14 protein-coding genes are annotated in these 11,741 nt (G+C 60.0%); 7 read left to right on the top strand and 7 right to left on the bottom strand.

The window, feature by feature from the left end:
- Window positions 1-70 precede the first annotated feature (70 nt).
- Window positions 71-1,237, top strand: a complete 1,167-nt coding sequence (locus AC1DVF_RS24450) for an aminotransferase-like domain-containing protein (RefSeq protein ID WP_116256627.1) — start codon at window positions 71-73, stop codon at window positions 1,235-1,237.
- A gap of 161 nt (window positions 1,238-1,398) precedes the next feature.
- On the opposite strand, the gene AC1DVF_RS24455 is transcribed toward AC1DVF_RS24450, so the two are convergent.
- From AC1DVF_RS24455 to AC1DVF_RS24475, 5 genes are all read right to left on the bottom strand, one after another.
- Complete coding sequence (locus tag AC1DVF_RS24455) at window positions 1,399-1,770, bottom strand: glutathione S-transferase N-terminal domain-containing protein (protein WP_093441696.1); 372 nt, start codon at window positions 1,768-1,770, stop codon at window positions 1,399-1,401.
- A gap of 104 nt (window positions 1,771-1,874) precedes the next feature.
- Window positions 1,875-2,420: a GTP cyclohydrolase I FolE gene (gene folE, locus AC1DVF_RS24460; protein WP_003442011.1), complete on the bottom strand. Its 546-nt coding sequence runs from the start codon at window positions 2,418-2,420 to the stop codon at window positions 1,875-1,877.
- Between the two features lie 77 nt (window positions 2,421-2,497).
- Window positions 2,498-3,055, bottom strand: a complete 558-nt coding sequence (locus AC1DVF_RS24465) for a Smr/MutS family protein (RefSeq protein WP_038366959.1) — start codon at window positions 3,053-3,055, stop codon at window positions 2,498-2,500.
- A gap of 74 nt (window positions 3,056-3,129) precedes the next feature.
- Window positions 3,130-3,450: a hypothetical protein gene (locus tag AC1DVF_RS24470; RefSeq protein WP_007914024.1), complete on the bottom strand. Its 321-nt coding sequence runs from the start codon at window positions 3,448-3,450 to the stop codon at window positions 3,130-3,132.
- Between the two features lie 130 nt (window positions 3,451-3,580).
- Window positions 3,581-4,171 (bottom strand): cysteine hydrolase family protein, encoded by a 591-nt coding sequence (locus AC1DVF_RS24475; RefSeq protein ID WP_007914026.1) that lies wholly within the window; start codon window positions 4,169-4,171, stop codon window positions 3,581-3,583.
- 239 nt (window positions 4,172-4,410) lie between these two features.
- Between AC1DVF_RS24475 and prmB the strand changes: the two genes are divergently transcribed.
- On the top strand, window positions 4,411-5,319 hold the full coding sequence (gene prmB, locus AC1DVF_RS24480; protein ID WP_099758433.1) for a 50S ribosomal protein L3 N(5)-glutamine methyltransferase: 909 nt from the start codon (window positions 4,411-4,413) through the stop codon (window positions 5,317-5,319).
- 137 nt (window positions 5,320-5,456) lie between these two features.
- On the opposite strand, the gene AC1DVF_RS24485 is transcribed toward prmB, so the two are convergent.
- Together AC1DVF_RS24485 and AC1DVF_RS24490 are read right to left on the bottom strand one after the other, a co-directional pair.
- Window positions 5,457-6,248 carry a hypothetical protein gene (locus tag AC1DVF_RS24485; protein WP_093441710.1) on the bottom strand — a complete coding sequence of 264 codons (792 nt, stop codon included), beginning with the start codon at window positions 6,246-6,248 and terminating at the stop codon, window positions 5,457-5,459.
- 99 nt (window positions 6,249-6,347) lie between these two features.
- A complete protein-coding gene (locus AC1DVF_RS24490) occupies window positions 6,348-7,301 on the bottom strand; it encodes an alpha/beta hydrolase (protein WP_460090251.1) in 954 nt (317 codons plus the stop codon).
- Window positions 7,302-7,431: 130 nt separating this feature from the next.
- On the opposite strand from AC1DVF_RS24490, the gene aroC reads away from it, so the two are divergent.
- The 5 genes from aroC to mtnC all read left to right on the top strand — a co-directional run bounded on the left by aroC (window position 7,432) and on the right by mtnC (window position 11,654).
- The gene (gene aroC / locus AC1DVF_RS24495; protein WP_093441715.1) at window positions 7,432-8,523 is read left to right on the top strand and encodes a chorismate synthase; all 1,092 of its coding nucleotides are present in this window, start codon (window positions 7,432-7,434) and stop codon (window positions 8,521-8,523) included.
- A 34-nt stretch (window positions 8,524-8,557) separates the two neighbouring features.
- Entirely contained in the window at window positions 8,558-9,703 is a 1,146-nt protein-coding gene (locus AC1DVF_RS24500) for an MFS transporter (RefSeq protein WP_093441720.1), read from the top strand.
- Window positions 9,700-10,326, top strand: a complete 627-nt coding sequence (locus tag AC1DVF_RS24505; RefSeq protein WP_099758436.1) for a methylthioribulose 1-phosphate dehydratase — start codon at window positions 9,700-9,702, stop codon at window positions 10,324-10,326. Before AC1DVF_RS24500 ends, AC1DVF_RS24505 begins: the two co-directional genes overlap by 4 nt.
- A 94-nt stretch (window positions 10,327-10,420) precedes the next feature.
- On the top strand, window positions 10,421-10,966 hold the full coding sequence (locus tag AC1DVF_RS24510; RefSeq protein ID WP_460127600.1) for a 1,2-dihydroxy-3-keto-5-methylthiopentene dioxygenase: 546 nt from the start codon (window positions 10,421-10,423) through the stop codon (window positions 10,964-10,966).
- A 4-nt stretch (window positions 10,967-10,970) separates the two neighbouring features.
- Complete coding sequence (gene mtnC / locus AC1DVF_RS24515) at window positions 10,971-11,654, top strand: acireductone synthase (protein WP_477783277.1); 684 nt, start codon at window positions 10,971-10,973, stop codon at window positions 11,652-11,654.
- Window positions 11,655-11,741: the final 87 nt, after the last annotated feature.

Consider the following 11,741-nt stretch of genomic DNA (forward strand, 5'->3'; position numbering starts at 1 on the left):
GCTCAAGCTGTCGTAATTTCAGTCAACCAGTTTGACTCATTTTTCCCATGCCTCGCTACCGGTGACTTCCATGGCTTTTTCCGAACGTGTCGCGCGCCTTAAAAGTTCTTTGATCCGTGAAATCCTTGCCGCCGCCCAGCGTCCGGAGGTCATGTCGTTCGCTGGTGGCTTGCCGGCCGAAGCGATGCTGCCGAAGGTCGAGTGGGCTGACATGCCGCTGTCGCTCGGCCAATACGGCATGAGCGAAGGCGAACCGGCATTGCGCGAAGCCTTGGCAGCGGAGGCGAGGGCGCTGGGCCTGGAGTGCACCGCAAGTCAGGTACTGGTGGTCAGCGGCTCGCAGCAAACCCTCGATCTGGCGGCCAAGCTGTACATCGACAAGGGCACGGAAATTCTGCTTGAAGCGCCGACCTATCTCGCTGCATTGCAGATTTTCCAGCTGTTCGGCGCCGATTGCCTGACCGTGCCGCAAGAAGCCGACGGCCCGAATCTGGCGCAATTGCGCAGTCGTCTCGAACAGCACCGGCCAGCGTTCATTTATCTGATCCCGACGTTCCAGAATCCGTCCGCCGTGCGTTACAGCGAAGCCAAGCGTGCAGCCGTAGCGGCATTGCTCGACGAATTCGGCGTCACCCTGATCGAGGACGAACCCTACCGCGAGCTGACTTTCGATGGCGGCAGCGCCAAGCCGATTGCCGGGCGTCTGCAGAAGGCGAGCTGGATCTACACCGGCACCGTGTCGAAAACCTTGTTGCCCGGTTTACGCGTCGGCTACCTGATCGCCAGCCCGGACCTGTTCCCGCATCTGCTCAAACTCAAGCAATCGGCAGATCTGCATACCAACCGCATCGGTCAGTGGCAGGCCCTGCAATGGATCGGCAGCGACAAGTATCAGCAGCATCTGAGCGAGTTGCGCGGCTTCTATCGGCAACGGCGCGATGCCTTCCAGGCGGCGCTGGAAACGCACTTTGCTGATCTGGCCGACTGGAACATGCCGCAGGGCGGGCTGTTTTTCTGGCTGACGTTGAAGCAGCCGCTGGATACGCGAACGTTGCTCAATGAGGCGTTGGCCAATGACGTGGCGTTTATGCCGGGGGAGCCGTTCTTTCCGGATCCGGATAACAACCTTGGGCATTTGCGCTTGAACTTCAGCCACATCGATCCGGCACGACTGGATGAAGGGCTCAAGCGATTGGCGGCGGTGGTGCGCCAGGCGCTGCTAGAGAAAGCGGCCTGAAAACAAATAAACCGGCTCGAGGGCCGGTTTATTTTTGTCTGGGATTTGCGGTAGCTGAGAGGGCCCCTTCGCGARCAGGCTCGCTCCCACAGTGGAAATGCATTCCAAAGGGTGGGAGCGAGCCTGCTCGCGAAAGCGTCAATCAACCCACCACATAATCATCAGACCGCCGCAAACCGCTTATCCAGATAATCAATAATCACCTTGGACTCATACATCCAGGTTGTCTGGCCATTCTCTTCAATGCGCAGGCAAGGCACCTTGATCCGGCCGCCCTGATCCAGCAGCGTCTGACGATCCTGTTCGTTGTTCTTCGCATCCTTCAGCGCCACCGGCACATTCAGGCGACGCAGCGTGCGGCGGGTTTTCACGCAGAACGGGCAGGCATGGAACTGATACAGGGTCAGGCCTTGCGCGGCGGCATTGACCTGGGCCTGAGTTTCGGCAGGACGCTGTTTCTTGCCCGGGCGGGTGATGAAGTCGATGAAGATAACCAGTTGGCCGAGGCCGACACGAAGCGCTTTGACGAACACGTTTAAAGCCTCACGGTGCAAATTGAGAAAGGCGCGCAGCTTACCCGATTTTTCACGGACGAAAAAAAACCGGCGATGAATGCCGGTTTTCTTCGGGCAACGAATTACTTGATGAGGCTGAGGAATTCGCTGCGGGTCGCTGCGTTTTCGCGGAACTCACCGAGCATCACCGAAGTGATCATCGACGAATTCTGCTTCTCGACACCGCGCATCATCATGCACATGTGCTTGGCCTCGATCACCACGGCTACGCCCAGCGCGCCGGTGACTTGCATCACTGCATCGGCGATCTGGCGGCTGAGGTTTTCCTGGATCTGCAGGCGACGGGCGTACATGTCGACGATCCGCGCGACCTTCGACAGGCCCAGCACTTTGCCGCTCGGGATGTACGCAACATGCGCCTTGCCGATGAACGGCAGCAGGTGGTGTTCGCACAACGAGTACAACTCGATGTCCTTGACCAGCACCATTTCGCTGTTGTCGGAGCTGAACAGGGCACCGTTGGTGACCTCTTCGAGCGTCTGTTCATAACCGCGGCAGAGGTACTGCATGGCTTTGGCGGCACGCTTTGGCGTGTCGAGCAGGCCCTCGCGGGACACGTCCTCGCCCAATTGGCCGAGAATCGCGGTGTAATTCTGTTCCAGGGACATGAAACTACCTGTGGGGATTTTCGCAAAGGGCAAGGGTACGGTGGCGGACACAACCCTGCAAGTTCGGTGTAACGGGATTATTCGTCGCGACCTTCCATCATGGTGCGTTTGAGCATCACGTAAACCGCGCCGGCACCGCCGTGTTTCGCCTGACACGAGCAGAAACCCAGCACTTGGGCATGCTGGCGCAACCAGGTGTTGACGTGGCTTTTGATCATTGGCCGCTTGCCGTCCAAGCGCACAGCCTTGCCGTGGGTGACGCGGACGCAGCGGATTTCGAATTTAGTCGCTTCGGCAAGAAAGGCCCAGAGGGTTTCGCGGGCCTTTTCCACGCTCATGCCGTGCAGGTCGAGGCTGCCTTCGAACGGGATCTGGCCGACCTTGAGCTTGCGCATCTGACTTTCCTGCACGCCGTCACGGGACCACATCAACTCGTCTTCCGGGCCGACATCGATCACGAACTGGTCGGACAGGCCATCCACGGTAGCGGTGTCGGTGCGCACGGTGGCGGACTGGCGCAGCTTGGCGATCTGTGCGCGGTCAGCCTTGGGTTTGCCGGTGTCGGCGCGGTCGTGCTTGATCGGCTTGACGCCTTGGATCGCACTTTTGAACAGGGAAAAATCGTCGTCTTGCATGTCAGCCTCCGCGAAGGGCGGCCAGTTTACCCAAGTCGAAACAAAACGGCCCGGCAAAAAGCCAGGCCGGTGATTCAGTCGTGTTTTTTCATCAGGTGCGGGGACATGTTCAGTTCCCGCGATTGCCGGGCGCGACGCCGGCAACGACGCCACAGCGCCACGCCGAAATACAGAAACAGCAAGCCGACAGCCAGAATGATCGCCGAACCCATCGGCGTGGCATTCAAATCACCGAGCGCTGGCGGGCGCCCGAGCAGGCTGGCGGCCCCGGCCATCGCCAGCAGCACACCGAACGTCGCCAGAATGGCGGCAATCGCCGCGCCGAATCGAAAACGCCAGTTGCTTTGGCCTTTGGGCCGCAAGCGGCGTGCGTCAAATCCATCGGATAACTTCATTCCGACCTTCCTCAATGGGTATCGGCCCTTCGACCGGGAGTTGACCGGGTTGTTCCTGAGGCTATGGCATTTGCGGCAAATGAGAGGATTTTGCGGATGAGCGGCGCCGTGAGCCGCTCATCAGGGTCGATCAGATCAGGTCTTGCGTCAGCGCGAGGGTGGCGAAGTTGTCCGCCATGATCGCCATTTCGGCTTCCTGTACCACAGCGGCGCTGAGCACGCGGCCCTTGAACGGCAGGTCGCGGGTGGCGCAGGCGTCTTCGACCAGGGTGCAGCGGAAACCCAGATTCTTCGCCGCACGTACGGTGGTGCTGACACTGGAGTGGCTCATGAAACCGCAGACGATCAGGTCCAGTGAGCCAAGGTTTTGCAAACGGTCCAGCAACTCGGTGCCGTGGAACGCGCTCGGCAGCAGTTTGCCGATAATGGTTTCATCGCCCTGTGGCTCGAGGCCAGGGATGAATTCGCCGCGTTCGCCCTGCGGGTCGAACAGGCCGCCGACGGTGCCGAGGTGACGCACGTGCACGATCGGCCGACCGGCTGCACGGGCTGCGGCAACCACTTGCTTGATGTTTGCGACGGCCGCGTCCATGCCGCTCAGGGCCAGCGGGCCACTGAGATATTCTTTCTGGGCATCGATGATGACCACGGTGGCATGGCTCAGTGTGGCCGCTGCGTAACCGCGACCGCTGAGTTGAAACATCGTTTTTGGAACGGACATTCTGGGGCTCCTTGGGGTGGGGCTTTTGCGACATTGTCCTCTGGCTGAGCGGTTCTGTGAATCGCTACCATCGTAGGCACCGTCGTTATTGGCCTGCAGCCTTGTCAAGTTACACGTTCTGTTCAATAGCCGATGCAAAAAACAGAAAACTCCTACCGTCGGTGCGATGTTTTTCCTGCGTCGTCGTCGCGCGTTTTGGCTGCTAGAATCGCCAGTCGTTTTTTCTGGAGTTCTGCGCCGTGATCACTTCCCGCCTTCGTACCCTGCGTGACCATATCCGTTGGGCCGTCAGCCGCTTCCATGGGGAGGATCTGTTTTTCGGCCATGGCACCGACAATGCCTGGGACGAAGCCCGGCAACTCGTACTCGGCGCGTTGCACCTGCCGTGGGAAATCGCCGACAGCTACCTCGATTGCGCGCTGGAAGACGACGAGTTGGTTAACCTGCAACGCCTGCTCAAGCGCCGTATCGAAGAACGCATTCCCACCGCTTACCTGTTGGGTGAGGCATGGTTCTGCGGCATGTCGTTCATCGTCGATGAGCGCGTGTTGATCCCGCGCTCGCCGATTGGCGAACTGATCGAAAACCGTTTCGCCCCGTGGATCGGCAACGAGCCTGCGCGGATTCTCGACCTGTGCACCGGTTCCGGTTGCATCGGTATCGCCTGCGCCTACGAGTTTCAGAACGCCGAAGTGGTGCTGGCCGATCTGTCGTTCGAAGCGCTGGAAGTGGCCAACCAGAACATCGAGCGCCATGGCGTCGATGAGCGCGTCTATACCGTGCAGGGCGATGGGTTTGATGGCTTGCCGGGCCAGCGTTTCGACCTGATCGTGTCGAATCCGCCTTACGTTGATGCGGAGGATTTCGCCGACATGCCGGACGAGTATCAGCATGAACCGGAGCTGGGCCTGGCGTGTGGCGACGATGGTTTGAACCTGGTGCGACGCATGCTCGCTGAAGCGGCGGATCACCTGACCGAGAAGGGCTTGCTGATCGTTGAAGTGGGCAACAGTCAGGTGCACGTTGACGCGCTGTACCCGGAAGTCGATTTCGCCTGGCTCGAATTCGAGCGCGGCGGGCATGGTGTGTTCATGCTGACGGCGGAGCAGTGCCGCGATCATCAGGCGCTGTTCGCTTCCCGCGTCTAATCGGGCTGCATTCCGACGCGGAGCGTGGGAACGATCAAAAGCTTCGCGAGCAAGCTCGCTCCCACAGGTTCGGTGTACGACACAAATCCTGTGGGAGCGAGCCTGCTCGCGAATCGCCGCACTGCGGTCTCAAGCCATCAGCGATGCGTGGCAATCCAGATCAGCAGCCCCGCCTGAAACACCGCAAACGCCACCAGACAGGTAATGGTGAAACGCAGCCCGGCGTCTTCACGCTTGAACTTGCTGACCTTCTCTTCCTGTTTCTTCAGCTTCACTTCCTGCTCGGCCAGATTCTGTTCGGCCTGCTGAAGCATCTGTGCCGCTTCAAGAATCTCGACGATCTGCAGCTTCTCGCTGTTCCAGTCGCCGAGCAAATCGCCGACCAACACATCCTTGACGCTGCCCTTCAAGTGCTGGGCATCGGCGTACACCACATCAAAACCATGCACCCGCAGGAAATGATCGCGACGCAGGCGGGTGTCTTCGTTCAGCGCGTCCTTGTTGTTCAAGTCCATGCCGTCAACGGTGTAGGTCGGCCAGCGCTTTTTTGCCCAATTGATGCCTTGCGCGGCCATGTAACGGCCGATGCCACGGTTCATTGGTTCGATCTGCAAGCCGCTGTCGGGGCCGAAGTGCACACGTTTGGTCGTGTGATCAACCCACACGTCCAGCTGATTCTGCTCTTTGCGCACACGCTGGCCGGGCAGCTTGATCGTCATGCGCATCAGGCTTTTTTCTTTGCTGTTGCGTTCGGCATAGCCGAATTCGACGAAGCGCAAGGGGCGGCCGCCAGTGTTGCGGTCGGTCTGCAGCGGGGCCAGGCGGAGCATCTTGTGGTGCTCGACGTGGACATCCGCCCACGGCAGCTCGACCGCTGGCGGTGCGTCTTTTTCAGCGGTGGTGTCGGGTGAAGTCGGGGTATCAGTCATAACGGCGAGATCCTGTCCAAGCCCTGCTTGTCGCCAGCCGTTGCGCTGGCGACAAAGGCTTATCGGCCGTTTTTTGCAGGACTAGAGGGTAAACAACCGTTAACGGGTGCGAAGTCCGTCAATAAACTCGATGATCTTCGCGCCAAGTTCCGCCGCCAGTGGCAAATTCGGATCCTTGTACGAAGCCAATTGCCGCTTCATATCGTTATGGACGATGCGCATGACGTGGTTCATGCCGTCGATCACCGCCAGTTCGGCGTCGGGTTTCGCGGCTTTCAGCGCCTGCGCATCGCCAACGCCGACCTGCATGTCGTTGCTGCCCTGGACGATCAGCGCCGGCATCTTCAATTGCGCGAAGGCTTTCGCGGGATCCTGACGGAACAGCGAAATCAGATACGGCTGCACGCTCGGGCGGAAAATCACCTGCAACGGTTGCGGCACATTGTCGTCAGTGTGGCCGGCCTTGAGGCTGTCGAGCAGTTCGTTACTGCGTAGCATCAACGGAGGAGGGAGGCTGCGGGCCAGTTGCTCGCGGATCACTTGATCGACCGGGCGGGCGCTGCCGGACAGGGAAATCACCGCAGCGGCATCCACTTTCAGCGCGGCGAGGCTGGCAATCAGCGCGCCTTCACTGTGGCCGAGCAGGATCAATTTGCCGAAACGCGGATCGGCCTTGAGCTTCTGCCCCCACGCCACCGCGTCTGCCGCATAGGCCTCCACCGATAAATTGCGCTCATCCGGCGTCGCCGCCAGACTCGCCGCAACACCGCGTTTGTCGTAACGCACACTGGCAATGTTGTGTTTGGCCAGCACCCACGCCAGGCGCTTGAGGCTGTCGTTGCGCCCGCCGTCGGGGTTGTTTCCGTCGCGATCCGTAGGACCGGAGCCAGAAATAATCAGGACAACCGGCACCGGATTGTCGGACTTTGGCAGCAGCAGCGAACCGAAAAGTTCGCCGGTGCCGGTATCCAGAGTGACCGGGCGTTGTAGGACCGTCGCTTGGGCAAAGCCCGTAAAGAGGGTAAGACTCAAGATCAAAACTCGCAGCATCATCACGCCATCATTCGCCAAGGTGCCGGTTGGACTCGCCAGCACCACTAAGGTTCGAGGATGAACTACTCGGTTAGCCTGCGTATACTGGCGCGCATCACGAATTTGGGTTTGATTTCACGGAGCGTCCTGCATGTCCGGCAATACCTACGGCAAGTTGTTCACTGTCACCACCGCTGGCGAAAGCCATGGTCCGGCGTTGGTCGCCATTGTCGACGGCTGCCCGCCGGGCCTGGAGATCTCCCTCGAAGACCTGCAGCGCGACCTCGATCGCCGCAAGCCAGGCACCAGCCGCCACACCACCCAGCGTCAGGAAGCCGACGAAGTCGAAATCCTCTCTGGCGTATTCGAAGGGCGCACCACCGGTTGCTCGATCGGCCTGCTGATCCGCAACACCGACCAGAAGTCCAAGGACTACTCGGCGATCAAGGATCTGTTCCGCCCGGCCCACGCCGACTACACCTACCACCACAAATACGGCGAGCGCGACTATCGTGGCGGTGGTCGCAGCTCGGCGCGCGAGACCGCAATGCGCGTGGCGGCCGGTGCGATCGCGAAGAAATACCTGGCCACCCAAGGCATCGTCATTCGTGGCTACATGAGCCAGCTCGGCCCGATCGAAATCCCGTTCAAGACCTGGGATTCGGTGGAAGACAACGCTTTCTTCAGCCCCGATCCGGACAAAGTCCCGGAGCTGGAAGCCTACATGGATCAATTGCGCCGCGATCAGGACTCGGTCGGGGCGAAGATCACCGTCGTTGCCGAAGGCGTGATGCCGGGTCTGGGCGAGCCGATTTTCGACCGTCTCGACGCTGAGCTGGCGCATGCGCTGATGAGCATCAACGCAGTCAAAGGCGTGGAAATCGGTGCCGGTTTTGCCTCGGTCGCTCAGCGCGGCACCGAACACCGCGATGAAATGACCCCGGAAGGTTTCCTCAGCAACAACGCGGGYGGCATCCTCGGTGGTATTTCGTCCGGTCAGCCGATCGTTGCGCATCTGGCCTTGAAGCCGACGTCGAGCATCACCACCCCGGGCCGTTCGATCGATATCCACGGCAACTCTGTGGACGTCATCACCAAGGGCCGTCACGACCCGTGCGTCGGCATCCGTGCCACGCCGATTGCCGAAGCGATGATGGCCATTGTGCTGATGGATCACTTGCTGCGTCACCGTGGCCAGAATGCCGATGTGCGCGTGAGCACGCCGGTGCTGGGTCAGCTTTGATGGCAGGCCTTAAAGCCGTCGCGGCATAACCGGCGTGGCGGCGCTCCCTTACTGGCGGCTGTCCAGTTTCTATCTGTTCTATTTCGCCTTGCTCGGGTCGACAGCGCCGTTTCTGGCGCTGTACTTCGACCACCTCGGCTTCAGTCCTGCGCGGATCGGTGAGCTGGTCGCGATCCCGATGCTGATGCGCTGTGTGGCGCCGAACATCTGGGGCTGGCTCGGTGATTACACCGGCAAACGCCTGGCTATCGTGCGTTTCGGCGCGGTGTGTACGCTGCTGACGTTTTCACTGATCTTCGTCAGCAAGACCTACGCCTGGTTGGCGATGGTCATGGCCTTGCACGCGTTCTTCTGGCACGCGGTGCTGCCGCAGTTCGAAGTCATCACCCTGGCGCATTTGCAGGGGCAGACCTCGCGCTACAGCCAGATTCGTTTGTGGGGTTCGATCGGTTTCATCATCACCGTGGTTGCACTCGGCCGATTGTTCGAATGGCTCAGCCTCGACATCTACCCGGCGGCGCTGGTGTTGATCATGGCCGGCATCGTCCTTAGCAGTCTGTGGGTGCCGAACGCGCAGCCGCCGCAAGGCAATCGGCCGAGCGGTGAGGGCTTTCTCACACAACTGCGCAATCCCGGCGTGCTGGCGTTTTACGGCTGCGTCGCGCTGATGCAAATGAGCCACGGCCCGTATTACACCTTTCTGACCCTGCACCTTGAACGACTCGGTTACACCCGCGGCACCATCGGCATGCTGTGGGCCGTGGGTGTCGTTGCCGAAGTGCTGATGTTCATGGCAATGAGCCGGATTCTCGCGCGGTTTTCCCTGCGCCGGGTGCTGATGGCAAGTTTTCTGCTGGCGGCGCTGCGCTGGTTGTTACTAGGTTCGTTCGCCGAGTTCCTGTGGGTGCTGTTGTTTGCGCAGGTGCTTCACGCGGCGACCTTCGGCAGTTTTCACGCCGCTGCCATCGCTTTCGTGCAACGTAGCTTCGGCGCGCGCCAGCAAGGGCAGGGCCAGGCGTTGTACGCCGCACTGGCCGGCACCGGCGGCGCCATGGGCGCGTTGTATTCCGGCTACAGCTGGAATGCGCTCGGTGCGACATTGACCTTTAGTATTGCCAGTCTCGCGGCGCTCGCTGCTGCCGTTATCATTGCCACACGTATGCAAGAGGACCGGCCATGAGCCTTACGCGTGAACAACTCGCCCAGCAAATCGTCGATGCCGGGCGCTTTCTTTATGGTCGCGGCTGGTCGCCGGCCACCAGCAGCAATTACTCGACACGCCTGTCGCCGAGCGAAGCGCTGTTGACCGTTTCGGGCAAGCACAAGGGCCAGTTGAGTGTGGACGATGTGCTCGCCACCGACCTCTCCGGCACTAGCCTGGAGCCGGGCAAAAAGCCGTCCGCCGAAACCCTGCTGCACACCCAGCTGTATAGCTGGCGGCCGGAGATCGGCGCAGTGCTGCACACCCATTCGGTCAACGCCACGGTGCTGTCGCGCCTGACTCCGCAGGACTTTATCGAGTTCGAAGACTACGAGTTGCAAAAAGCCTTCAGCGGCATCTCGACCCATGAATCGCGGGTGCGCGTGCCGATTTTCGACAACGATCAGGACATTGCGCGCCTCGCCGCCAAGGTGCAGCCTTGGCTCGACGCCCATCCTGATTGTGTCGGTTACCTGATTCGCGGCCACGGCCTCTACACCTGGGGCGCGCAGATGAGCGACGCGCTGCGGCAGATCGAGGCCTTTGAATTTCTGTTTGAATGCGAGTTGAAAACCCGCAGCGTCATGAACCGCCAAGGCTGACTTCACCAGAAGTAGCCCATTTGCCTGATGAAATGCTGTGCCCGACCGGTCTGCAAGAACCGGACGGCAAGGCCGATACCGAGGAATTGCCCCAATGAGCAGCCTGTCCGTCTATCACGTCTCAAGCCCTGAAATTCCGAACAAGGTGCTGACCCACTTTGAAGACATCGCCTCGACCCTGGCCGAGCAGGGCGTGTGCTTCGACCGCTGGCAAGCCGCCGCGAAGATCCAGCCCGGCGCCACCCAGGAAGAGGTGATCAGTGCTTATAAAGCGCAGATCGATAAGCTGATGACCGAGCGCGGTTACATCACTGTCGACGTCATCAGCCTGAACAGCGATCACCCGCAAAAAGCCGAGCTGCGCGCCAAGTTTCTCGAAGAGCATCGTCATGGCGAAGACGAAGTCAGATTTTTCGTCGCCGGCCGTGGGTTGTTTACCCTGCACATCGACGATTACGTTTATGCCGTGCTTTGTGAGAAGAACGACCTGATCTCGGTACCGGCCGGCACCAAGCACTGGTTCGACATGGGCGAGCATCCGCACTTTGTCGCGATTCGCCTTTTCAACAACCCGGAAGGCTGGGTTGCCAATTTCACCGGCGAAGACATCGCCGGCCGCTTCCCGCGTCTGGAGGACTGATTCGATGTCGATCAAAGCCATCGTCACTGACATCGAAGGCACCACCAGCGCGGTAAGTTTCGTGTTTGACGTGCTGTTTCCGTACGCGGCCAAACATTTACCGGATTTCGTGCGGCAGAACGCCGAACGCGCCGATGTGGCCGAGCAACTCGACGCCGTGCGCCGTGACAGCAATGCGCCGCAGGCTGATGTTGAGCGGGTTGTCGAGATTCTCTTGAGCTGGATCGAGGAAGATCGCAAAGCCACTCCACTCAAGGCCTTGCAAGGCATGGTCTGGGCGCAGGGTTATCACGCCGGGCAGTTGAAGGGGCATGTTTACCCGGATGCCGTTGAAGCACTGCAGCGCTGGCATGCTGCCGGTTATCAACTGTTTGTGTACTCGTCGGGATCGATTCAGGCGCAGAAACTGATTTTCGGCTGCTCGGAGGCGGGGGATCTGACGCCGTTGTTCAGTGGTTATTTCGACACGACGTCGGGGCCTAAGCGTGAAGTGCAGTCGTACACCAATATCCAGCAAGCCATCGGTGTTGAAGCGGGGGGGATCCTGTTTCTTTCGGACGTTGTTGAAGAACTCGACGCCGCGCAAGAGGCTGGCCTGCAAACCTGCGGCCTGGCTCGCGAAGGCGGGGAGTTGGGCAGCCACATCACCGTCGACACGTTCACCGGCATAGAACCGGAAGCCTTCTGACCACACAAAAAACCAATATGGGAGCGAGCTTGCTCGCGAAGGCGGAGTATCAGACGAAAAATTTATCTCTGACACACCGCTTTCGCG

It is taken from the genome of Pseudomonas sp. P4_D7, from assembly GCF_056401755.1.